Source organism: Arthrobacter sp. Y3221159 (genome assembly GCF_059089885.1).
The window spans coordinates 80,226-102,656 of the sequence record NZ_JBNHFC010000010.1 but is presented as its reverse complement, the minus strand read 5'-3'; the positions used below and the strand labels follow the sequence as shown (position 1 = coordinate 102,656).

Here is a 22,431-nt window from a genome sequence, read left to right as displayed (position 1 = left end):
GCGCTAGAGCGCCGGAAGGATGTCCCTGGCCTCGCGGGCATCCATTCCGGTCGCCTCCAGCAGGTCCACCATCAGCGGCCGGTACAGCATCACCACGGTTTCGCCCTCCAGGCGCTGGACTTCCAGGAGCTTCGGATGCAGCCGCAGCGCAATTTCGCTGAGGTCCCGGCGGGCCGTGCGTAGGTGGGCGCGGCGGACGCCGTCGTGCGTTTCCGCCAGCCCCAGCGACAGCTCGTCAATCGCGGCAGCGGTCTCCTGGAGCACCTCCGCGATGTTTTCGGTGGCCTCGTCCGACAACGCCGCGTGGTTGATGGCGCTGGTGAGCCGCCGCGCGAACACCCTGCTGTTGCGGAGGGCGAGGTCAATGAAGTCCAGCGACTGCTTCAGCTGGTCAAGTTCATCCCGGTGCCGGCGGTACGCTGGCGCCAGCCTCGCCACCTCGCCCGAAGCCCGTAGGGAATGCCGCATGCCGTCCACCAGCGGCTGGCAGTTCCGGCCCCGGACCAGCGCGTGCCATGCCCGGGTGGAATCACTGTCCGACAGCGCCTCAGCGCATTCACGCAGCACCTCCGCAAGCTCGTGCAGCAAGTTCCGGACGTCCTTGCGCGGCTCCCGGCGCGGGTCCTTGGGCGCCACGATGGTTACCAGCAGGGCAAACAGGCCGCCGATGACGGCGTCGATGCTCCGGGTGAACGGCCCGCCGGACGGCGCCGGCAGCAGCACCACCAGCAGGGACTGCAGCGCCAGCTGCGTGGTAAAGATATTGCCGCTGTCCAGGAAGCGGGCCAGCAGGATGGAGAACAAAAGGACGACGGCGGCCTGCCAGATCCCGCCGCCCAGCCAGTGCAGGAGCAGGTCGCCCACCGCGATCCCGATCGTGCAGCCCAGGCCCACCTCCAGCACCCGCCGCAGCCGCGGCTCACGGGAGAAGCCCAGGGCAATCAGTGAGGAGGTGGCGGCGAACAGGGGGCCCGAGTGCCCCAGCACATACTCGGCGAAGGCATAGGCGCCAACCGCACATACGGTCATCTGGATGGCCGGAACCAATGAATTGCGGCTGCGGATCAGCCCGGTGCGGACCCTGCCGCGCAGGAACCGCCTGCCTGCTGAGAGTCCTGCTGCGGGGGCCATGCCGTCCAGTCTATTTGCTGCCCGTGGCCTTCTAGTTTGCAGTTTGCCCCTACGACTGCAGATGTGATCTGCGCAATGGGAACCCGGCAGTTTTAAGTGAATATCCCGTCGTCGTTAATCTTCCGTTTACCTTGGGCAGGGCATCCCTTTACCTGCGGCCCTTAACTTCGTTGAAGGTACAAAACGTACGCATCGCGCTGCAGGGTTCTCCGTCCCTGCCCCGCACCTGAATAACCCTGGAAGGGGTACATCTAAGTGAAGGCACTCCGCATCGGCCGCCACGCGGCTATCGCTGTTATCGCAGCGGGCGCACTCGCGCTCACCTCCTGCGGTTCAGACAACGCCACTGGCACCGCTCCTGCCGGTGGCCAGACCTCGGGCACCAAGGTCACCGGCACGCTGACCGGCATCGGCGCTTCCTCTACCGGCGCAGCCATGGACGCCTGGAAGGCAGGCTTCGCCGCCGCAAACTCCGGCGCCACCGTGCAGTACTCCCCCGACGGTTCCGGAGCCGGACGCAAGGCCATCATCGACGGCTCAGCCCAGTTCGCCGGGTCCGACGCGTACCTCAAGGACGAGGAGCTTGAAAGCTCCAAGGCCGTCTGTGGCCCCGACGGTGCCATCAACATCCCGGTGTACATCTCCCCGATCGCCGTGGCCTTCAACCTGCCGGGCATCGAAGAGCTGAAGCTCGATGCCGCCACGGTGGCCAAGATCTTCCGCGGCGAAATCGCCAACTGGAACGATCCCGCGATCGCTGCCCTGAACGAGGGCGTCACCCTGCCCGACCTGAAGGTCACCCCGGTGAACCGTTCTGACGACTCCGGCACCACCACCAACTTCACTGACTACCTGGCCTCCGCAGCCCCTGATGTCTGGACGGACAAGTCCTCCGGCGTCTGGCCGGCGAGCCTGCAGGGCGAGAACGCCAAGGGCACCTCCGGCGTGGTCAAGACCGTCACCGACACCCCCGGCGCCGTGACCTACGCTGACGAGTCCGCAGTGGGCGGTTCGCTGGGCACCGCCTCCATCAAGGTGGGCGAGGAATTCGTCGAGATCTCCGCCGAGGCAGCAGCCAAGGCCGTCGAGGCCGGCTCGCCTGTTGAAGGCCGCTCCGCCAACGACATCGCGATCAAGCTGGACCGCAAGACCACCGCTTCCGGGGCCTACCCGATCGTGCTGGTTTCCTACCACGTGGTTTGCAGCGCCTACGACAGCCAGGAAACCGTCGACCTGGTCAAGGCCTTCGAAAGCTACGTAGTTTCCGAGGACGGCCAGCAGACCGCCGCGGATTCCGCCAAGTCGGCACCGCTGTCCCCGGCCCTGGCCGAGAAGGCCGCCAAGGCCATCGAGTCCATCAAGGTCAAGTCCTAACCAGCGCGCCAATAACCGGGTTCCCCGCCTGCCGAAAGGCAGCGCGGGGAACTTGGGTTTGGACGCACCAACTTTCAGTGTCAGTTAACGATCGAAGGGCCGTCGAATGACCGCCACCTCCCTGACCAGCACCCAGGGCGCCGGCCGTGCCGGTGACAAAGTCTTCTCCACCGCCGCGCTGGCCGCCGGCTGCTTCATCCTTGCCGTGCTGTTCGGCGTCGCGCTGTTCCTGGTAGTGCAGGCCATCCCGGCACTGACGGCTCCCGCCGCGGAAATCCAGGGTGGCGAAGGGTTCTTCGCCTACATCTGGCCCATCGTGGTGGGAACGCTCATCGCCGCCGTCATCGCCCTGGTCATCGCCACGCCGATCTCCATTGGCGTTGCCCTGTTCATTTCGCACTTCGCGCCGCGCCGCCTCGCGTCCGGCCTGGGCTACGTGGTGGACCTTCTCGCCGCCATCCCGTCAGTCGTCTACGGCGCCTGGGGCGCGGCGTTCCTGGCAAAGGAAATCTCACCGGCTTACAACTGGCTGGCGGCGAACATGGGCTGGCTGCCCATCTTCCAGGGACCGGCCTCCGCCACCGGCAAGACCATCCTCACCGCCGGCATTGTCCTCGCGGTCATGGTGCTGCCCATCATCACCTCGCTGTCCCGCGAAATCTTCCTGCAGACCCCCAAACTGCACGAGGAAGCCGCGCTGGCGCTCGGCGCCACCCGCTGGGAAATGATCAAAATGTCCGTATTCCCCTTCGCCCGTCCGGGCATCATCAGCGCCGTCATGCTGGGCCTCGGACGCGCACTCGGCGAGACCATGGCAGTGGCCTTGGTGCTCTCCTCCGGCGCCCTGACCGCCAGCCTGATCCAATCCGGCAACCAGACCATCGCCGCGGAGATCGCCCTGAACTTCCCCGAGGCAAGCGGCCTCAAGGTCAGCACGCTGATCGCCGCCGGCCTGGTCCTGTTCATCATCACCCTGGCCGTGAACATGATCGCCCGCTGGATCATCAGCCGGCACAAAGAATTCTCGGGAGCCAACTAAATGACCTCCACGCTTACCCCGGTGCGCAGCAAGCGCTCGGCACTCACCAAGGGCCAACTGCCCAAGTACGCCCCCTACGTGGTCCTGGCCGGCGCGCTCATCATCGGTGCGGCCATCCTGGCCCTGCTGGGCTTCAATGCCTTCGGCTGGGGCATCGTTTCGGCGTTGCTGTTCGCCGTCGGGCTGGTGTCCTGGAGCGCCGCGGTGGAGGGATCCCGCAAAGCCAAGGACAAGCTGGCCACCTGCCTGGTGGTCGGGTCCTTCCTGGTGGCCCTGCTTCCGCTGGTTTCGGTGATCTGGACCGTTTTGGTCAACGGCGTACCCGGACTGCTGACCCCCGGCTTCCTCAGCACGTCCATGAACGGCGTCACCGGCGTCTACGACAACCGGGCCGTGGAGGAAGGCGCGCCTGTCCTGGGCGGTATTTACCACGCCCTCCTGGGGACTATCCAGATCACCCTGCTGGCAACGCTCATCTCCGTTCCGGTCGGCCTGCTCACCGCCATCTACCTGGTGGAGTACGGCAACGACGGCCGCCTGGCCCGTGCCATCACCTTCTTCGTGGATGTCATGACCGGCATCCCGTCCATCGTGGCCGGCCTTTTTGCCGCGGCCTTCTTCTTTGCCGTGGTGGGACCGGGCACCAAGACAGGTGCCGTGGCCGCCGTCGCGCTTTCCGTCCTGATGATTCCTGTCGTGGTGCGCTCCAGTGAGGAAATGTTGAAGATCGTTCCCAACGAACTCCGCGAAGCGGCCTACGCCCTGGGCGTGCGCAAGTGGCGCACCATCCTCAAGGTGGTCATCCCGACGGCGATCTCCGGCATTGCATCCGGCGTCACCCTGGCCATCGCCCGGGTCATCGGCGAGACGGCCCCCATCCTGGTCACCGCCGGCTTCGCCACCAGCATCAACTCGAACGTCTTCGGCGGCTGGATGGCTTCGCTGCCGACGTTCATCTACACACAGATCCTGAACCCCACCTCGCCGGCCAACCCGGATCCGTCCTCCCAGCGCGCCTGGGGCGCAGCCCTGGTGCTGATCATCCTGGTGATGATCCTCAACCTGGCCGCACGGCTCATCGCACGCTTCTTCGCGCCCAAGACCGGCCGCTGACGCACGCTTCCCGGCGCTGTCCCTACCGCCCTGCCGGGCGGAAACCTAGACTCAATACATACCCAGCAAGTGAAGGAACACCATGTCTAAGCGCATCGACGTCAAGGACCTGAACGTGTACTACGGCGACTTCCTCGCCGTGGAGGACGTCACCATCAACATCGAGGCCAAGTCCGTCACCGCTTTTATCGGCCCGTCCGGCTGCGGCAAGTCCACCTTCCTGCGGACCCTGAACCGCATGCACGAGGTCCTTCCCGGCGCCCGCGTTGAAGGCGAGGTCCTGCTCGACGGCGACAACCTGTACGGCCCCGGTGTTGACCCGGTCACCGTCCGTTCGCAGATCGGCATGGTGTTCCAGCGCCCCAACCCGTTCCCCACCATGTCCATCCGGGACAACGTGCTGGCCGGCGTCAAGCTGAACAACAAGAAGATCTCCAAGGGTGAGGCCGACGTCCTGGTGGAACGTTCCCTGAAGGGCGCCAACCTGTGGAACGAGGTCAAGGACCGCCTCGAAAAGCCCGGCTCCGGCCTGTCCGGCGGCCAGCAGCAGCGTCTCTGCATCGCCCGTGCCATCGCCGTGGAGCCGCAGGTGATCCTCATGGACGAGCCGTGCTCCGCCCTGGACCCCATCTCCACCCTGGCCATTGAGGACCTCATCAACGAGCTCAAGGACCAGTACACCGTTGTGATCGTGACCCACAACATGCAGCAGGCAGCACGTGTTTCGGACAGGACGGCGTTCTTCAACATCGCCGGCACCGGCAAGCCCGGCAAGCTGATTGAGTATGGTGACACGCACACCATCTTCAGCAACCCCGTCCAGAAGGCTACTGAAGACTACGTCTCCGGCCGCTTCGGATAAGCCCCAGCTACTGCTGCGCACGCCGGCGACGTTATCCACCGGGTCTTCAACCCTGAAGCTAGCCAGCACCGAAAGTATTTAGTACGCTGAACTAGATACTTTTCGAGCTAGTAATAAGACGCCTAGGAATTTGCCTTGACACAGATCGCCAGCAATCCCCGGAGCCATCAGCTTTACGGCTCAGCCCACGCTCCGGCCTTCAACTCCCAGCCCGTAGACCCCTTCGCCCTTGGTTTTCCCATGCTGCAGGACGTGGCCGCCGAGCCTTTTGCAGCGGCGGGGCAGGCCGTCCCGGGCTCCGGAGACAGTGGAGACGGTGATCTGCTGGCGGCCGTCTGGCGGACCAGCTCTCATCTCGAAAGCATGCAGTGGGAGCTCGATGCGGCGCAAGGAGCCCTGATGCAGGCACTGCGGCAGGCCGCGGGCGCCGGTGTGGGGCAGGACCAGCTGTGCAAGGCGGCGAACCTGACAACCGAGGAGCTGGCGGAGGTCCTCAAGGAACTGCCGCCTGCCTTTCCGGCAGCGCTATAGCGCATGCGGCGGAAGCCCCGGGGCTATTCCGGAACTTCCAGCTGGAAGCCGCAGCGGCAGCGCAGGACCCGGGTGGGCAGGCATACGGCGCTGAGGCCGCTTCCGCTGTTGCTGCTGCGGTAGCAAAGCCGTTCAATTTCGAACTCGGCCTCTTCCATGGGGAAGCCGCAATGGATGTAGTCGTCGCCGAACATGATCACCTGCGCCATCCATCGCACCTGATGCAGGGCAGCGGCTACGTCGGACGCATAGGCGAGGTGCTCCTGGAACAGGCTGCAGTCGTTGCAGGTGTAGGAGACCGTGACGAGGTCGCCGCCCCCGGCCCCGAGGGCCGTGATGGCGTGGATGGTGAGCTGGTGTTCGGTTCCGCAGGTCTCGCATCGGAGCTGCCGCGGCTGGGGCGCAGGGCGGCGCGAATCCGGGATGGACATGGTGCCTGCTCTTTTCCGCAATGTGCATCCAAGCCGCCGATTGGCTGCAGCGGCGAACGCCCGCGGGGCCTGCACACGGCGGCGGGCGGCTGTCCCCGGCATTGCCAGGGGACGTACTTTTGAATCTACGTCACCAGCGGCGGGCTGTACAGGGCTGCAAGGTACCGTCCGGGACCGCTGGCCGCCGCTCAGCCGGCCAGCGGCGACATGGCCAGTGCCAGCACGAAGGCAGTGGCGGCCGTGGCAGCGGGGGTCAGGGCCCAGAGCCCCAGGATCCGGATGACCAGCTTCCGGTTGGTCACCGAAAAGTGCTGGTTCTCGCCCGCGCCAAGGACCGCCGATGTGACGGTGTGGGTGGTGGACAGTGGCCAATGCAGGGCGATGGCGCCCACGAACAGCATGATCGAACTCCAAATCTGGGCCGTTGAGCCCCGCAACGGATCAACGCGCGTTACCTTGTAGCCGATGGTGTGCGAGATCCGCCACCCGCCGCCCAAGGTCCCGGCCGTGATCATCACCGCGGACACCAGTGCAACCCACAGGGGGATGGTCCCGCCGTCGGTATAGCCGGCGGCCAGCAAGGCAAGCAGCAGCACCGCGCTGACCCGCTGGCCGTCCTGCAGGCCGTGGCCGAATGCCACAGCCCCCGCAGCGATGGCCTGGCTGCGGCGGAACCGCTGGTTCACCACATTGGGCTGGGTGTACCGCGCCGCCCAGGTGGCCGGAAAAACCATCAGGAACGCCCCGCTGTAGGCCACCAGCGGGGACAGGACCAGGGGGAGGACCACCTGGAACAGCAGCGACTGGTCCACGCCGCCCACGCCTGCCCCGCCCACGGCAAGGCTGGCCAGCCCGGCACCCGCAAGGCCGCCCACCAGGGCATGGGTGGAGGAAGCGGGAATGCCACGCCACCACATCAGCAGCCCCCAGGCGGAAGCGCTGATTAGCCCGGCAACCAGGATGCTCAGGCCATCCGTTCCCGGCGGCAGCGTGATCCAGTGCTGGCTCACCGCGACAGCCAGGGTGGCGCTCAGCAGGGCGCCAATAAAGTTGAAGAAGGCGGCCAGCAGTACTGCCACACTGGGGGTCAGCGCCCGGGTGCGCGTAGCCAGTGCCACGGCATTCGAGACATCCCGGAAGCCGTTGAGGAAGGCAAACCCGGCGGTCAGCAGGACCACCACGCCGAAGATGGCTGCCACCACCTCAGGATTCCTTGACGATGATGCTGCCCACTTGCGTGGCGATCCGCCGCATATCCTTGGTGACCTCCACCAGCTGGTTGGCCACGTCCCGGTTGCGGGAGTACTGCGCCCATTTCATGTCGGTGATCATGTCCGCCACCCATAGGCGGTGGGTCCTTTCGGCCCGCTTCGCCAGGCGGAGGATCTCGATCCAGTAGTCCTCGAGGTCGTCCAGGTTGTCCAGCCGGCGCATGGCATCCACGGTCAGCTCGGCCTGCCTGCTGATGATCTCCAGCTGGTCCGCTGCGCGCCCGGGCAGCCGGTCAAGCTTGTACAGGGCCACCAGTTCCGCGGCGGCGTCCATCTTTTCCATCGCTTCATTGAGGTAGCGGGAGAGCGCGTACATGTCCTCGCGGGGGAGGGGGTTCACGAAGCTGGTACGCATGTGGGTCAGGAGGGCGAACTGCAGTTCGGAGCATTTGGCCTCGTGGTTGTGCATGTCCTCGACCAGCTTGGAATGATCGGCTGCGGGAACGCCGAGGATCTCGGCCAGCGTGCCCCCGGCCAGCACAATCTGCTGCGCCATCTGCGAGAGAAGGTTCAGCCCGGCGGGCTCCTGGGGAAAAAGGCGCAGCTTCACGTGGTTCCGTCTCCGGGGAAAGTACAGGGCGGGGATTGCTGCCGTGTGACTTGACCCCGGCAGGCAACTGACGCTAACTCTACCGGGCCGTAACTGCACCCTTGAAATGGGAAAACAGGAAAAGGGCAGAAAAATGGTGCCGAACCGGATACGCCTCTCGGCGGTAGGCCGCTCTAGGCGGCTGAGTTTTGAAGCCCGGGGGTTTCGCGGTCCGACACCAGTTTCAGTGTTCTACGATGCCGCTCCCAAGTCAATCTTGACAGTTGGGCCGTGATGGGCCCACGGGCCCAAATGGCAGGCCCGTGGGCCCGCAGGGTGCGACATGACGGAATCAGTCCAGCTCGCCCAGCCGCCACGCGTTGGCGGCGTGCTCCAGGTCCTCCGCGGTCTTGACCAGCTGGTGCGAATTGCGGGTCAGCTTGCTGGCGTGGGCCTCGTTGGCGTGCTCGGCGCCGTCGGCGATGGTCGCCTGGCCCAGTGCCACTACGCGGCAGAAGGCGGCGGAACGTTCCAGTGCGACGTCGAACTCGCCGTCGAACGCTCCGGAGAGGATGGCGTCGGCCATGGCGGTCATCTCGTCCGCGCCGGGAGGCTCGGCTGCTCCGGCCACCACGTTGGAGACCTGCGCCGTGTCCCTGCCCGCCCGGAAGTACACGGAAATGCGCTCGGGGTCCTGGACCGTGGCCGCCCGCAGCGCGTACAAGCGCCAAAGCGCGCCGGGAAGTGAACGTGCCGGGCTTTCGGCCCACATCTCTGCAATGGCCTCCAGGCCCTGTTCATCGGCGAGCTTGACCAGGCGCTGGGTGACTACGGGGTCGTCGCTGTCCCGGCCGTGGCGGACCAGCGCCTGGGCGGCAAGGTGTGCGGCCTCGGAAACCCGGGCGGGATCGGCACCGCCGGCGAAGGGCTCAAAGTCGATGGGAGCGAAGGGTTTGGGCTTGTGGTGCCGGTGCGCGCCACCGTAGGGACTTGATCCTGCTTGCTCACTCATGCCCCCACGCTACTCCTGTGCCGTGCCGGATACGAGCGTCCCCGGCCCTTCCGGAAAAAGCCCGACGGCGGTGCCCGGCAGGCGTGCGAAGGCGCCGGAACCATGCGTTAGAGTATTAACGTCCAGAAATGGATTGGGCCGGGCGGCACGACACAGACATGTTGAACCGGCCGGCAGGGGCCTTTAGCTCAGTTGGTAGAGCATCGGACTTTTAATCCGTGGGTCGTGGGTTCGAGCCCCACAGGGCCCACCCGCACGGCAGGCCGGAGGCGATTCGCCTCCGGCCTGCTGTTTTGTATTGCAGGGACAATAGGCTCATGGCAAAAAGCAGCAAAGGCAGGATGCCGCGTCTGGAAGATGTGGCGGACGTGGCGGGTGTCTCCCACCAGACAGTTTCGCGCGTGGTCAACAACCACCCCAACGTCAGCAAGGCCACCCGCGAAAAAGTGGAGGCGGCCATCGCGGAACTGGGCTACCGGCGGAATACTGCGGCCCGGAGCCTGGTGACCCGGCGCTCGCAGACCATCGGGGTCCTGGCCAACGAGCTGTCCCAGTACGGTCCGGCCAATACCCTCCTCGGCGTGGAGCACGCCGCCCGCGACGCCGGCTACTTTGTCAGCATCGCCGCGCTGCGCGAGATCAGCCGGGAGGCGATCGCGGATGCCATCAGCCACTTCATGGACCAGGCAGTGGACGGGATCGCGGTGCTGGTCCCGCACTCGGACACCTTGAAGGCCCTCGATGAGATGACGCTTTCCGTGCCCGTGGTGGCCGTCGGATCCCTCGGCAACAGCAACGTCAGCGGCGCCATGGTGGACCAGCGGCGGGGCGCCCAGCTCGCCGTCGAACACCTCATCGGGCAGGGGCACCGGCAGATCGGCCACCTATCCGGGCCGCCGGACTGGACGGACGGCGCCGAACGGGCCGAGGGCTGGCGCAACGCGCTCCGCACCGCCGGCCTGCCGGACGCGCTCCTGGTGGAAGGCGACTGGAGCGCGGGCAGCGGCTATCAGATCGGCCGGAGACTGGCGGAAACGCGCAGCGCCACGGCAATCTTCGTGGGCAATGACCAGATGGCCCTGGGCCTGCTGCGGGCGTTCGCAGAGGCGGGCGTCCGCGTGCCCGACGACGTCTCCGTGGTGGGTTTCGATGACCAGCCGGAATCGGGGTACTTCACCCCGCCCCTCACTACCGTGCGGCAGGACTTCGAGGAGCTGGGCCGGCGCTGCATGGACATCATGCTGAAAGAAATCGAGGCGGGGGCGGCCGTCAGCTCCACCATCGTCACCCCGGAGCTGGTGCTGCGGGCCAGCACGGCGCCGCCGGCAGCGGCGGGGTAGAGCCGGCGCACCCCGTCCGAAAAAATTGCCCGAAGATTTTTCCATGAATCTGCATCCAACTCCCGGCCTGCACCAGTACTAGGGGTGTAAGCAAAAAACGCCCGCAAACGCGGGCCGATGAAGGAGAAGGACATGCGCAACAGGATCTTCACAGCAGGTGCCGGTGCAGCGGCAATTGCGGCAGCAATCGCTCTCGCCAGCCCCGCCCAGGCAGCCGAAGGGGACGCCCAGCTCTCCGTGCTGCACGGCGTTCCCGAACTCACCGTAGACGTCTGGGTCAACGGCGAACGGACCCTGGATGATTTCACCCCCGGCACCCTGGCCGGACCCCTGGCGCTTCCGGCCGGCGCCTACGAGCTCGCCATCACTGCCTCGGATGCCGCCGATGCCAGCGCAGCAGTGATCGGGCCCGTCAGCGTCAACCTGGCGGCCAACGGCAACTACACCGCCGTGGCCAACCTCGACGCCGGCGGCAACCCCACCGCCAACCTCTACACCAACGACGTTTCGCAGATCGCGGCAGGCAAGGGCAAACTCACCGTCCGGCACGCAGCGGCAGCACCCGCCGTCGACGTCCTGGCCGGCGGTACCGCGGTCATCTCCAACCTGGCCAACCCGAACGAGCAGACCCTGACCCTTGACCCCGGCACCATCCCGGCAGCCGTCGCGGCCGCCGGCACCACAACCCCGGTCATCGGACCTGCGGACGTCACCGTCGCAGAGGGCACGCACACCATCGTCTACGCATGGGGCAGCCTGGCCAACAACAACCTGCAGCTGGCCGTCCAGACCATCGAAGGCATGCACTCCTCGCCGGGTTCGGTCCCGGGTGCACTTGACGGCTCCGCCAATGCTGCTTCAGCAGCACCGGCAGAACCTGCCGCACTCGCCCTGGGCTTCGGCGCAGCAGCCCTGGCCCTCGTGTTCGCCGGCATGGGCGCGGCCCGGGCCATCGGGGCAGCCCGCGCACAGCGGTAACCAGGAGCAACAACCAGTCACACAACATTGCAGCAGGAAGCAGGCCGCCCGGTTCCAGCCGGGCGGCCGGCGCCTGATTCAACAGCGGCAATCCTTCGGCGGCCGCGGGAAGGCGAAGAAATGAACAGCACCACGACGACGGCAGGGGAGTCCCGCCGTCGTTCCTCCGGTTTCGCCGGCGCTGCCTTCCTCGCTGCGGCTTTGCTTCTCCCGGCCTGCGCGCCGGCGGGGCCGGCGCAGGATCCGGCGCCGGCCGCTGTCAGCCAGGCAGCCGCGCCGGCAGCAGCCTCGGCCCCGCCGGTCACCGCCGCGGCCGATCCCACTGTCGCCCCGGCTTCCCCCTCACCTCAGACTCCTGCAATGGACGTCCCGGTCCGTGCCGCCACCCTGGGGCCGGCCGCCCCGGCGCAGCCGGCCCCCACGGCACTCACCGTTGCCGGGACCGCCATCAACATGCCCGTGATTCCGGGGGGTGTGTCAGCTGAGGGGGCCATGGAAATCCCCGACGCCTTCGACCAGGCCGCCTGGTACCGGTTCGGTCCGGCGCCGGGGGCCGCTGAGGGAACCGCCGTCATAGCGGGGCACATCGACACCACCTCGGATCGCGCACCGTTTTCGCAGCTGAAATCCGTGCCGGCGGGAACGGCCATCCAGGTGGGGCGGGAGGGCGCTCCGGCGCTGACCTACCGGGTGGTTCGGGTGGAACTGATGGCCAAGGACAAATTCGACGGTGAAGCCCTCTTCCGCAGGTCCGGGCCACATGAGCTCAAGGTTGTCACCTGCGGCGGGAGATGGCTGGACGAGCGGATGGACTACAGCGACAATGTGATTGTCACCGCGGTCCTTGAATGAGCGGTGATCCAGCCGTGATTCTCGCCACCGCAGCCGGGAAGGAGTCCACTGTGGCACTTCCTGGGCAGGCCACCGACCGGTGGGAAGACGGGTTGACCGCGTCCTTCCTGGCCGGTGATGAGCAGGCGCTGGCCACGGCCTACCGCGAGTTCGCCCCGCTGGTGCACACCCTGGCCCTGCGCTCGCTGGGTGACCGTGCAGCGGCGGACGACGTCACCCAGGAAGTCTTCATCAGGGTGTGGCGGTCCCGGAGTACGTTCAACCCGCACACCGCCAGGCTTCCGGCCTGGATTGTTGGCATCACCCGGAACGCCATTGCCGACGCCCGGTCCGCGTCCGCGCGCGAAGCCCGAAAGGCAATGGCGGCAGCAGGCGCCGGGATGGCCGACGAACCGGGCTCCGGTACCGAGGCGGCGGAGGTCCTGGCGGACCGGCTGCTGCTGGACGGGGAACTGGAACGGCTGGGCGAACCCCAGGGCTCCATCATGAAGCTCGCCTTCTACGAAGACCTGACGCACGAGCAGATTTCGCGGAAACTTGACCTTCCGCTTGGTACGGTCAAGAGCCACATCCGCCGCAGCCTGACGCATTTGAGGAAAAGATTGGAGGTAGACCATGCCGCATCTTGATCCGGAAGAGTTGAGCCTCCTTGCCCTGTATGACGACTGGGACGACGGCAGCAGGGAGCACCTGGAGGTGTGCCCGGCCTGCGCCTCCGAGTTTGCCGCGCTGCGCCGAGCCGTGGATGCAGTGAAATCGACGCCGGACAGCAGCCGGCTCTCCGTTCCCGGGCCCCAGGTGTGGGACGGCATCCACCGGGAACTCGGGCTGTCGGCGTCAGTGCGGGAGGATCCCCTGGCCTCCGCCGGGCACCAGGGCCGCGTTCCGCCGTCGGACATTGCGCCGTCGTCGGTCCTTGCCCCGCCGGCGGACATATCCCAAGCCCGGGCCGCAAGGAAAGGCCGTGCGTGGTGGCAGCGCAGCGGAACCTGGTTGGTGGCTGCGGCCGCTGCAGTGGTGGTGGCCCTCGGCGGGATCTGGGCACTCAACCGGCCGCCCCAGCCACTGGCGCTGGCCGAGGCCCAGCTGACCCCGCTGGCATCGTTCTCGGCAACGGGCTCGGCCCGGGTGGTGGAGACGCAGGACGGTGCCCGCACCCTGGAAGTCGAGCTCAGCAAGGACGAGGCGCAGGGCTACCAGGAGGTGTGGCTGATCGCGCCCGACCTGTCGAAGCTGGTCAGCCTGGGCGTGATGAACGCGGACACCGGGACGTTCCAGGTGCCGGCGGGGCTGGAGCTTTCCGAGTACCCCATTGTTGATGTCTCGGACGAACCGGTGGACGGGAATCCCGCACACTCAAGCGTCAGCATCGTCCGGGGCACACTCACTTCCTGACGCCCGTTTTGTCTCCTGCTGCCGGTTCCTGCCTGCGCCACTGTTTGATTCTTTCCCACTGGGTCACTGCAAGCGCAGTCAGCAGTGCGGCCGCGGCGTGCAGGTACAGCAGCAGGTGCAGGTCCTGGGCGGCGGCCTGGCCTGGCTCCTCCTCCGCCTCCGGGGACGGCGCATTCCCATGGCCGTGCCCGGGCAGGGCGAAACCGCTGGCGAAGGAGAGCGCGCTGAAGGCAAGGTGCAGGAGTTGCTGCGCCAGCCCGGCAGAAACAAGGACCGCCCAGGGCGGAAGGCGCCGCCGCCCCGCCATGGCCGCTGCCATCCCAAGCAAGGCTGCCAACGCCACGACGATGAGGAGGGCGGGGGAGCGGCCTCCGCCGAGCATATGTGCGGTCCAGCCCAGGCCCGTGGCGAGGGGGCCGGCCAGCCAGGCCAGGGAGCGGCTGCCGGCGGACGGCGGTGGCTCGGGGTCGGTCATGGGCTCTCCCCGTTGATGGAAGTTTCGGTCCCTGCTTCCCTTACCCATTGGCGCCGCCCTGACGCACTTTTCAAGAAGCCGGTTCCCCTGCCCTTCCTTCGTTGGAGCTTTTGGGCAGATATGGCGACTTCAGCACCCTGGATGTCTCCATATCTGGACAAAAACTCCAAGTGGGGGAGGGGGAGCAGGGGAAGGCTTGTTGACTTCACTCTTGTTAGCGCTCACAATTGACACCAGGCCGCAGTGCTGCGGCAGCTATCTGGAGGATTTTCAATGGACGCATTTGACGGCTCGGACGTCTTTGTTATCGGCGTGGATTACGGAACGCTGTCCGGCCGTGCCGTTGTGGTGCGGGTCCGGGACGGCAAGGAGCTCGGCAGCGGGGTGTATGACTACCCGCATGCCGTGGTCACCCATGCCCTGCCCGCGGACACAGCGGGCGACGGCGCCGCACGGCTTCCCGGCGAATGGGCCCTGCAGGTGCCCAACGACTACCGGGACGTCCTGCGGAACGCCGTTCCTGCGGCCATCGCTGACGCGGGGATCAACCCCGCCGCCGTCGTAGGCATCGCCACGGACTTCACCGCCTGCACCATGGTGCCGGTCAAGGCTGACGGAACGCCGCTGAATGAGGTGCCCGGGTTTGCGAACCGCCCGCACGCCTATGTGAAGCTGTGGCGCCACCATGCCGCGCAGCCGCAGGCGGACCGGATCAACCGGCTCGCCGCGGAGCGCGGCGAGGACTGGCTGCCCCGCTACGGTGGACTGATCTCCTCGGAGTGGGAATTCGCCAAGGGCCTGCAGCTGCTGGAGGAGGACCCGGAAGCGTACGCGGCGATGGACCACTGGGTGGAAGCGGCCGACTGGATCGTCTGGCAGCTGTGCGGCCGGTATGTCCGCAATGCCTGCACGGCTGGATACAAGGGCATTTACCAGGACGGGCGCTACCCGTCGGAGGAGTTCCTTGCGGCCCTGAACCCGCAGTTCAAGGACTTCGTGAGCAGCAAACTGGAGCACGCCATCGGACGCCTTGGCGACGCCGCCGGGTACCTCACTGCCGAAGCAGCCGCCTGGACCGGTTTGCCGGAGGGCATCGCCGTGGCGGTAGGCAACGTGGACGCGCACGTCACCGCTCCCGCCGCTCGGGCTGTGGACCCGGGCCAGCTGGTGGCCATTATGGGCACCTCCACCTGCCACGTCATGAACGGCACCGAACTCCGGGAAGTACCGGGAATGTGCGGTGTGGTGGACGGCGGCATCGTGGACGGGCTGTGGGGCTACGAGGCCGGCCAGTCCGGCGTCGGCGATATCTTCGGCTGGTTCACCAAGTACGGCGTGCCGCGCGAGTACCATGAGGCTGCCGATGCCGCGGGAATGGGAATCCACGAATACCTCACTGAACTGGCCTCGTCGCAGGCCATCGGTGAACACGGGCTGATCGCGCTCGACTGGCACTCCGGCAACCGGTCGGTGCTGGTGGACCACGAGCTCTCGGGCATCGTGGTGGGCCAGACCCTCGCCACTAAACCCGAGGACACCTACCGGGCGCTGCTCGAGGCCACCGCGTTCGGCACCCGCACCATCGTTGATGCCTTCCGGGAGGCCGGCGTCCCGGTCAAGGAATTCATTGTGGCCGGCGGGCTGCTCAAGAACCGGCTCCTCATGCAGATCTACGCCGACGCCACCGGGCTGCAGCTCTCCACCATCGGTTCCGCCCAGGGGCCGGCGCTGGGCTCCGCCATCCACGCCGCCGTGGCCGCCGGGAAGTACGCGGACATCCGGGAGGCCGCCGCCGCCATGGGCGCGGAACCCGGTGAGGTGTACACGCCCATTCCGGAGAACGTGGCAGCCTACGAGGAACTCTTCCAGGAGTACAAGGCGCTGCACGATTACTTCGGGCGGGGCGGCAACGACGTGATGCACCGGCTCAAGGCCATCCAGCGAAGGGCCTCCGGCTCACTCCTGGCTTCCGGCCCGGCCGCCGTGGAGGTGCCGGCATGAGCAGCCCGATCCTCGAGGCAATCGGCCGTATCCGGGAGGAAGTCTGCGCCCTGCACGCCGAGCTGACCCGCTATGAACTGGTGGTGTGGACGGCCGGCAATGTCTCCGCCCGGGTGCCCGGTCACGAGCTGATGGTGATCAAGCCCTCCGGTGTGTCCTACCAGGACCTGACCCCGGAGCAGATGGTGGTCACCGATCTCTACGGGGTGCCCGTGGCGGGGAACGACGACGGCGAGTGGGGCAACCCGCCATTGTCGCCGTCGTCGGACACGGCAGCGCACGCCTACGTGTACCGGCATATGCCCGAGGTGGGCGGGGTGGTGCACACCCATTCCACCTACGCCACCGCCTGGGCAGCCCGCGGGGAGGCAATCCCCTGCGTGCTCACCATGATGAGCGACGAATTCGGCGGCGAAATTCCGGTGGGGCCGTTCGCGCTGATCGGTGACGACTCGATCGGCCACGGCATCGTGGAGACGCTCAAGAACTCGAACTCGCCAGCGGTGCTGATGCAGAACCACGGACCGTTCACCATCGGCAAGGACGCCCGCTCCGCGGTGAAGGCAGCGGTGATGTGTGAGGAAGTGGCCCGGACGGTGCACATCTCCCGGCAGCTGGGCGAGCCGAAGCCCATCGACCAGGGCAACATCGATTCGCTCTATGCCCGCTACCAGAACGTCTACGGCCAATAGCCATCAGGCCCCTTTTCAGGCTTACATCCCAGGAGAACCCATGAGCACCGCAGCATCCACCTCCCTTGACGGCTATGAGGTCTGGTTCCTCACCGGCAGCCAGCACCTCTACGGCGAGGACGTCCTGAAGCAGGTGGCAGCGCAGTCGCAGGAAATCGCCAACCAGCTCAACGCCAGCTCCGACGTCCCGGTCCGGCTGGTCTGGAAACCGGTCCTGACCGATTCGGACGCAATCCGCCGGACGGCGCTGGAAGCAAACTCAGACGATTCCGTCATCGGCGTCACCGCCTGGATGCACACATTCAGCCCGGCAAAGATGTGGATCCAGGGCCTGGACCTGCTCCGCAAGCCACTGCTGCACCTGCACACACAGGCCAACCGGGACCTGCCCTGGGCAGACATCGACTTCGACTTCATGAACCTGAACCAAGCCGCCCACGGCGACCGCGAATTCGGGTACATCCAGTCCCGCCTCGGCATCGCACGGAAGACCGTCGTCGGGCATGTGTCCAACCCCGAGGTGGCCCGGCAAGTGGGCTCCTGGCAGCGCGCTGCCGCCGGCTGGGCCGCCGTGCGCACCCTCAAGCTGACCCGCTTTGGCGACAACATGCGCAACGTCGCCGTCACCGAAGGCGACAAGACCGAGGCGGAGCTGCGTTTTGGCGTCGCGGTCAACACCTGGTCCGTGAACGAGCTCGCGGACGCCGTTCACGCGGCCGCCGAGTCCGACGTCGACGCCCTGGTGGCCGAGTATGAGGACCTCTACGACGTTGTTCCGGAGCTCCGCCCAGGCGCGGCCCGGCACGAGTCGCTGCGATACGGTGCCCGGATCGAGCTGGGCCTGCGGAGCTTCCTGGAGGCCAACGGTTCGGCAGCGTTCACCACGTCCTTCGAGGACCTTGGTGCGCTCCGCCAGCTTCCCGGCCTGGCGGTGCAGCGGCTCATGGCTGCCGGCTACGGCTTCGGTGCCGAAGGCGACTGGAAGACCGCCATCCTGGTCCGGGCTGCGAAAGTGATGGGTGGGGACCTGCCGGGCGGCGCGTCCCTGATGGAGGACTACACCTACCACCTGGAACCGGGCTCGGAGAAGATCCTGGGCGCCCACATGTTGGAGGTCTGCCCGTCCCTGACCGCCGGCAAGCCGCGGCTGGAGATCCATCCGCTGGGCATCGGCGGCAAGGAGGACCCGGTCCGGCTGGTGTTCGACGCCGATGCCTCCCCGGGTGTCGTCGTCGCGCTGTCCGACATGCGGGACCGTTTCCGCCTGGTGGCCAACGCCGTCGACGTCGTTCCCCTGGACCAGCCGCTGCCCAACCTGCCGGTCGCACGCGCCCTGTGGCAGCCCAAGCCGGACTTCGCCACGTCCGCCGCCGCCTGGCTGACCGCCGGCGCCGCGCACCACACCGTGCTGTCCACCCAGGTGGGCATGGACGTGTTCGAGGACTTCGCCGAGATTGCCAAGACCGAGCTGCTCACCATCGACGAAGGCACCACCATCCGCCAGTTCAAGAAGGACCTGAACTGGAACGCCGCCTACTACAAGCTGGCTGGCGGCATCTAGCGAACCCTGCGAGTTTTTGTCCAGATATGTCGAGCTAACTTCCCCTGAAGCCTCCATACCTGGACAAAAACTCTAAGGAGGTGGGCGCTGGCTGAGGTGTACGCTCAATGCCCGAAGTGGGCGCGCGGGGGACCCTCCGGCAGCCGCTCCAGAATGTCCTCGGCGATCCTGCGCACCTTGATGTTCCGGTGGCTGGACGCCTTCGCCAGGATGGAAAAGGCCTCGTGGTAGGAGCACCTGTTCTGCGCCATGATGACGCCGCAGGCAACGTTGATCGACGTGCGGCTGTCCAGGGCGGAGCGCAGGTCGGTGGCCATGGAGCGGGCGGTATGCAGGTCGATGGCCATCTGCAGGCTGTTGGCTGCAAGACCTGCGAACGAGCGGGCCTCCGCGATGACCTGTAGTGGGAAGGCCTTGGCGTCCTGGGCGAAGAATGCCAGGGCGGCCGGCCTTTCTTCCCGGTGCTGGGTGCCAGCGGTCCCGTCCGGGCCCTTTCTGGTAGCTCCGGCTGCAGCGCCGCCCTCCCTGGCGCCATCGGCGGGGGTCTCGCTGCTCAGCGGCAGCCGCACGCCAAGGACGCTGCCGAAACCGGCCTGCTGCAGCTGGTCACAGTAATGCGGCCAGCGGAAGTCGCCGTTGCGCTGGAGAACTGCCACTGGCTGGCCGCCGGCGAGGACCTCGCGCACCGGGCCCTCAGCCGCCCGGTGCTCCCATTCGAGCAGCCGGACGACTTCTTCCGAGGTGCCGGTGACAGCGGGCGGCTTCTTGGGCTGGTGGACTATGACCCCACATTCGATGCGGAGTCCTGCCTGGCGGACAACGGCCTGCGCGGAAGCGGTCACCAGGCGGGCGAGGGATTCTCCCAACGAGTCAGCGCCGGTCACCAGATCCAGCAGCACGTCCTGGCCGCCGGTACCGGGCGTGGCCACTCCGGCAATGCCGGCTGCCGTGCGGGGGCCCGCGTTCCGCGGCGGAACAGGGGGGCCGACGACGGCTGGGGGAGAGGCCTTGGTCTCGTAGGCCTCCTCGTCGCCGGCCCCGCTCAATACCCGTGTCCGTTGGACCGGGAAGGCCGAACTTATATGTCGTGCATGCATTGCCAGTCTCACACCCCCTCGTGAGCCACGTACCGCGAGCCGCGCCACTTTTGTGTCTGGTAAGAAACCTAGTTGCGGGGCTGTGGGGGATGAACGCGTAGGAGGTACTCGTTTTTGAGATTAGGTAGTACTTGGGTTCGCTGGCCACACCCCGCCCGTTCCCGTTGCCGCAGGTGGGTGGCTTGAGGGCCCGACGTCCCCCACGGGGACACTTACTGGAGCGCTTTCTTTCATTTGCTTGACTCCTGCTGCGGGAGTCTCAACAATGGTCGTCTATAACGTTGTAAAAATGGAGTGAGGATATTTTCGTGACTACAGCAGAATCAGCCGCGGCGAAGATCACCGTGGATCCCGCATTTGTGGTGGGGCCTGTCCGGCGGCGCACTTTCGGCGCCTTCGTGGAGCACCTTGGCCGCTGCGTGTACACCGGCATTTTTGAGCCGGAGCACACTTCGGCGGACCAGGACGGCTTCCGCGGGGACGTCCTGGAACTCACCCGTGAACTGGGGGTTTCCACGGTGCGGTACCCCGGCGGCAACTTCGTGTCCGGCTACCGCTGGGAGGATGGTGTGGGCCCGGTGGAGCAGCGCCCGGTGCGGCTGGACCTTGCCTGGCACTCCAGTGACCCCAACCTCGTGGGCGTGGACGAATTCGCCAAGTGGTCCGCCAAGGCTGGGGTGGAGACCATGATGGCCGTCAATCTCGGCACCCGTGGAACGCAGGAAGCGCTGGACCTGCTGGAGTACTGCAACATCGACGGCGGGACGGCCTTCTCGGACCAGCGCCGGGCCAATGGTGCGGAAAAGGGCTACGGCATCAAAATGTGGTGCCTGGGCAACGAGATGGACGGCCCGTGGCAGATCGGCCATAAGAGTGCCCATGAGTACGGCCGGCTCGCGGCGGACACCGCCCGGGGCATGCGAATGATCGATCCGGACCTTGAGCTCGTGGCCTGCGGCAGCTCCGGGCCCACCATGCCCACGTTCGGCGAGTGGGAACACGTGGTGCTCAGCGAGACCTACGACCTGGTGGACCTGGTCTCTGCCCACCAGTATTTCGAGGACTTCGGCGACCTGCAGGAACACCTGTCCGCCGGGCACCGGATGGACGCCTTCATCCGCGACATCGTGGCCCACATCGACCACGTGAAGTCGGTCAAGAAGTCCGACAAGCAGGTCAACATCTCCTTCGACGAGTGGAATGTCTGGCACATGAGCCGCGGTGAATCCACGGCGCCGAGCGGCAAGGACTGGCCGGTGGCCCCCGTGCTGCTGGAAGACATCTACACGGTGGCGGACGCCGTCGTGGTCGGGGACCTGCTGATCACGCTGCTCCGCAACACCGACCGGGTGCACTCAGCGAGCCTGGCGCAGCTGGTGAACGTCATCGCCCCCATCATGACCGAGCCGGGCGGACGTGCCTGGAAGCAGACCACCTTCCACCCGTTCGCCCTGACCTCCCGCCACGCATCGGGCACTGTGCTGCAGCTCGCCGTCGAATCCCCGCTGGTCAGCGGGGGCAAGACGACGGACTTTGCCGCCGTGTCCGCGGTCGCAACCTACGACGCCGACAAGGGCGAAGCGGTGGTGTTCGCCGTCAACCGCTCGGCCACGGACGCGCTGCGGCTGGACGCCGCGGTGTCCGCACTCGGCAACGTCCGCGTGGTGGAGGCCCTCACTTACGCCAACAAGGACCCCTACTGGCAGGCCACCGCAGACGATTCCACCTCCGTCCTGCCCGCGGAGAATGTCACGGCACAGGCCGACGGCGGCCGCCTCACCGCGGAGCTTCCGGCCGTGTCCTGGTCGATGATCCGGCTCGCCGTCGGCAAGTAGCAGCGGGAATGGGTGTTTCAGCGGGGCGCGGATTGCAACAATTAAGCGCCCCGCTGGCCTGGGCGGCAACCTCTGGGAGGATGGACGGCATGGAACTGCACATCACGGGTGATCCCGCCGCCGATAAGTTGTTGAGCGAGGATGACTTTGCGCTCTTGACCGGAATGCTGCTGGACCAGCAGGTGACCATGGAATCGGCGTTCGCCGGGCCGGAAAAGATCAGGACCCGGATCGGATCCCTGAAGCCGGAGGCCGTCGCGGCGCATGATCCGCAGGCGTTCGTGGAGATGTTCAAGGAGCGGCCGGCGGTCCACCGGTTCCCGGGTTCCATGGCTGCCCGGGTCCAGGCACTGGCCGAGGCGGTCCAGACCAACTGGGGTGGTGACGCCGCCGCGATCTGGACCCAGGGCAATCCGGACGGTGCTGAGGTGCTGCGCAGGCTGAAGGCGCTGCCCGGCTTTGGTGACCAGAAAGCCAAAATTTTCCTTGCCCTGCTCGGCAAGCAGCGCGGCCTCCAGGCGCCCGGCTGGCGGGAAGCGGCAGGCCACTACGGCGAGGAGGGTGCCTTCCTGTCCGTCGCGGACATCGTGGATCCCGAGTCGCTCGTCAAGGTGCGTGCCAGCAAGCAGGCTGCCAAGGCTGCGGCGAAGGCCGCAAAGGCCTGACCGCATTCCGGGGGCCGGTTCGCGGGCCGTAGCACAATTGTGACTTGATCCATAGACTTGGCCGGGTTAAGCTCATGCTCTGTTAGCGCTAACAGGGTCGAAGCTACCGGGCCTCCTGTGTTCGGATTCGACGGCGCCAGGCCCTGCTTGGAGCACCCCGGGAACGCTGCAAAAGTCCCGGCTCGGCGGGAGGCATCGATGCCTTCCGCTCCAGCACAGATGCGTGGCTGAAGTAGCCGCGGGAGGA

The 22,431-nt window shown here is 66.7% G+C and carries 22 protein-coding genes and 1 tRNA gene; 16 read left to right on the top strand and 7 right to left on the bottom strand.

All coding sequences use genetic code 11. The features are described 5' to 3' along the window. Positions 1 to 3: 3 nt before the first annotated feature. Positions 4 to 1,131 carry an FUSC family protein gene (locus tag AC5RT3_RS12070; RefSeq protein ID WP_494011837.1) on the bottom strand — a complete coding sequence of 376 codons (1,128 nt, stop codon included), beginning with the start codon at positions 1,129 to 1,131 and terminating at the stop codon, positions 4 to 6. Between the two features lie 255 nt (positions 1,132 to 1,386). Here AC5RT3_RS12070 and pstS point away from each other — a divergent pair, with 255 nt between their 5' ends. From pstS to AC5RT3_RS12045, 5 genes are all read left to right on the top strand, one after another. Further along, entirely contained in the window at positions 1,387 to 2,505 is a 1,119-nt protein-coding gene (gene pstS / locus AC5RT3_RS12065) for a phosphate ABC transporter substrate-binding protein PstS (protein WP_494011836.1), read from the top strand. A 106-nt stretch (positions 2,506 to 2,611) separates the two neighbouring features. Beyond that, positions 2,612 to 3,544, top strand: a complete 933-nt coding sequence (gene pstC, locus AC5RT3_RS12060; protein WP_494011835.1) for a phosphate ABC transporter permease subunit PstC — start codon at positions 2,612 to 2,614, stop codon at positions 3,542 to 3,544. Next, positions 3,545 to 4,657 carry a phosphate ABC transporter permease PstA gene (pstA, locus tag AC5RT3_RS12055; RefSeq protein WP_494011834.1) on the top strand — a complete coding sequence of 371 codons (1,113 nt, stop codon included), beginning with the start codon at positions 3,545 to 3,547 and terminating at the stop codon, positions 4,655 to 4,657. A gap of 82 nt (positions 4,658 to 4,739) precedes the next feature. Further along, positions 4,740 to 5,519 (top strand): phosphate ABC transporter ATP-binding protein PstB, encoded by a 780-nt coding sequence (gene pstB / locus AC5RT3_RS12050; RefSeq protein WP_494011833.1) that lies wholly within the window; start codon positions 4,740 to 4,742, stop codon positions 5,517 to 5,519. A 135-nt stretch (positions 5,520 to 5,654) separates the two neighbouring features. After that, positions 5,655 to 6,050: a hypothetical protein gene (locus tag AC5RT3_RS12045; protein ID WP_494052590.1), complete on the top strand. Its 396-nt coding sequence runs from the start codon at positions 5,655 to 5,657 to the stop codon at positions 6,048 to 6,050. A 23-nt stretch (positions 6,051 to 6,073) separates the two neighbouring features. On the opposite strand, the gene AC5RT3_RS12040 is transcribed toward AC5RT3_RS12045, so the two are convergent. The 4 genes from AC5RT3_RS12040 to AC5RT3_RS12025 form a co-directional block, all read right to left on the bottom strand. Then, positions 6,074 to 6,481 carry a hypothetical protein gene (locus AC5RT3_RS12040; RefSeq protein WP_494011831.1) on the bottom strand — a complete coding sequence of 136 codons (408 nt, stop codon included), beginning with the start codon at positions 6,479 to 6,481 and terminating at the stop codon, positions 6,074 to 6,076. 188 nt (positions 6,482 to 6,669) lie between these two features. Next, a complete protein-coding gene (locus tag AC5RT3_RS12035; protein ID WP_494052591.1) occupies positions 6,670 to 7,683 on the bottom strand; it encodes an inorganic phosphate transporter in 1,014 nt (337 codons plus the stop codon). A 1-nt stretch (position 7,684) separates the two neighbouring features. Beyond that, positions 7,685 to 8,302, bottom strand: a complete 618-nt coding sequence (locus tag AC5RT3_RS12030) for a DUF47 domain-containing protein (RefSeq protein ID WP_494124288.1) — start codon at positions 8,300 to 8,302, stop codon at positions 7,685 to 7,687. 331 nt (positions 8,303 to 8,633) lie between these two features. Continuing rightward, the gene (locus AC5RT3_RS12025; protein WP_494011828.1) at positions 8,634 to 9,293 is read right to left on the bottom strand and encodes a hypothetical protein; all 660 of its coding nucleotides are present in this window, start codon (positions 9,291 to 9,293) and stop codon (positions 8,634 to 8,636) included. A 177-nt stretch (positions 9,294 to 9,470) separates the two neighbouring features. Between AC5RT3_RS12025 and AC5RT3_RS12020 the strand changes: the two genes are divergently transcribed. From AC5RT3_RS12020 to AC5RT3_RS11995, 6 genes are all read left to right on the top strand, one after another. Next, a tRNA-Lys gene (locus tag AC5RT3_RS12020) sits at positions 9,471 to 9,543 on the top strand. Positions 9,544 to 9,610: 67 nt separating this feature from the next. Beyond that, positions 9,611 to 10,633 carry a LacI family DNA-binding transcriptional regulator gene (locus AC5RT3_RS12015; RefSeq protein ID WP_494052592.1) on the top strand — a complete coding sequence of 341 codons (1,023 nt, stop codon included), beginning with the start codon at positions 9,611 to 9,613 and terminating at the stop codon, positions 10,631 to 10,633. Between the two features lie 132 nt (positions 10,634 to 10,765). Continuing rightward, positions 10,766 to 11,611 (top strand): DUF4397 domain-containing protein, encoded by an 846-nt coding sequence (locus AC5RT3_RS12010; protein WP_494052593.1) that lies wholly within the window; start codon positions 10,766 to 10,768, stop codon positions 11,609 to 11,611. A gap of 120 nt (positions 11,612 to 11,731) precedes the next feature. Beyond that, positions 11,732 to 12,463, top strand: coding sequence for a class F sortase (locus AC5RT3_RS12005; RefSeq protein WP_494052594.1), 732 nt, complete (start codon positions 11,732 to 11,734; stop codon positions 12,461 to 12,463). Then, a complete protein-coding gene (locus tag AC5RT3_RS12000) occupies positions 12,460 to 13,092 on the top strand; it encodes an RNA polymerase sigma factor (protein ID WP_494052595.1) in 633 nt (210 codons plus the stop codon). The genes AC5RT3_RS12005 and AC5RT3_RS12000 overlap by 4 nt, the downstream gene beginning before the upstream one ends. Further along, a complete protein-coding gene (locus tag AC5RT3_RS11995) occupies positions 13,079 to 13,858 on the top strand; it encodes an anti-sigma factor (protein ID WP_494052596.1) in 780 nt (259 codons plus the stop codon). The genes AC5RT3_RS12000 and AC5RT3_RS11995 overlap by 14 nt, the downstream gene beginning before the upstream one ends. Here AC5RT3_RS11995 and AC5RT3_RS11990 read toward each other — a convergent pair. Then, positions 13,848 to 14,333 carry a hypothetical protein gene (locus tag AC5RT3_RS11990; protein WP_494052597.1) on the bottom strand — a complete coding sequence of 162 codons (486 nt, stop codon included), beginning with the start codon at positions 14,331 to 14,333 and terminating at the stop codon, positions 13,848 to 13,850. The two genes, AC5RT3_RS11995 and AC5RT3_RS11990, sit on opposite strands and share 11 nt — an antisense overlap. Positions 14,334 to 14,606: 273 nt before the next feature. On the opposite strand from AC5RT3_RS11990, the gene araB reads away from it, so the two are divergent. The 3 genes from araB to araA are packed head-to-tail and all read left to right on the top strand — an operon-like array spanning position 14,607 to position 18,587. Further along, positions 14,607 to 16,334, top strand: a complete 1,728-nt coding sequence (gene araB / locus AC5RT3_RS11985; RefSeq protein WP_494124287.1) for a ribulokinase — start codon at positions 14,607 to 14,609, stop codon at positions 16,332 to 16,334. Further along, positions 16,331 to 17,026: an L-ribulose-5-phosphate 4-epimerase gene (locus AC5RT3_RS11980; RefSeq protein ID WP_494052599.1), complete on the top strand. Its 696-nt coding sequence runs from the start codon at positions 16,331 to 16,333 to the stop codon at positions 17,024 to 17,026. Before araB ends, AC5RT3_RS11980 begins: the two co-directional genes overlap by 4 nt. Positions 17,027 to 17,066: 40 nt before the next feature. Beyond that, positions 17,067 to 18,587 carry an L-arabinose isomerase gene (gene araA / locus AC5RT3_RS11975; RefSeq protein ID WP_494052600.1) on the top strand — a complete coding sequence of 507 codons (1,521 nt, stop codon included), beginning with the start codon at positions 17,067 to 17,069 and terminating at the stop codon, positions 18,585 to 18,587. 104 nt (positions 18,588 to 18,691) lie between these two features. Here the strand turns inward: araA and AC5RT3_RS11970 are convergent, their stop codons facing one another. Continuing rightward, entirely contained in the window at positions 18,692 to 19,633 is a 942-nt protein-coding gene (locus AC5RT3_RS11970; RefSeq protein ID WP_494103981.1) for a GAF and ANTAR domain-containing protein, read from the bottom strand. 359 nt (positions 19,634 to 19,992) lie between these two features. On the opposite strand from AC5RT3_RS11970, the gene arfA reads away from it, so the two are divergent. Together arfA and AC5RT3_RS11960 are read left to right on the top strand one after the other, a co-directional pair. Then, complete coding sequence (arfA, locus tag AC5RT3_RS11965) at positions 19,993 to 21,519, top strand: arabinosylfuranosidase ArfA (RefSeq protein WP_494124286.1); 1,527 nt, start codon at positions 19,993 to 19,995, stop codon at positions 21,517 to 21,519. 80 nt (positions 21,520 to 21,599) lie between these two features. Further along, entirely contained in the window at positions 21,600 to 22,184 is a 585-nt protein-coding gene (locus tag AC5RT3_RS11960; protein ID WP_494052603.1) for an HhH-GPD-type base excision DNA repair protein, read from the top strand. The last annotated feature ends 247 nt before the right edge of the window (positions 22,185 to 22,431 follow it).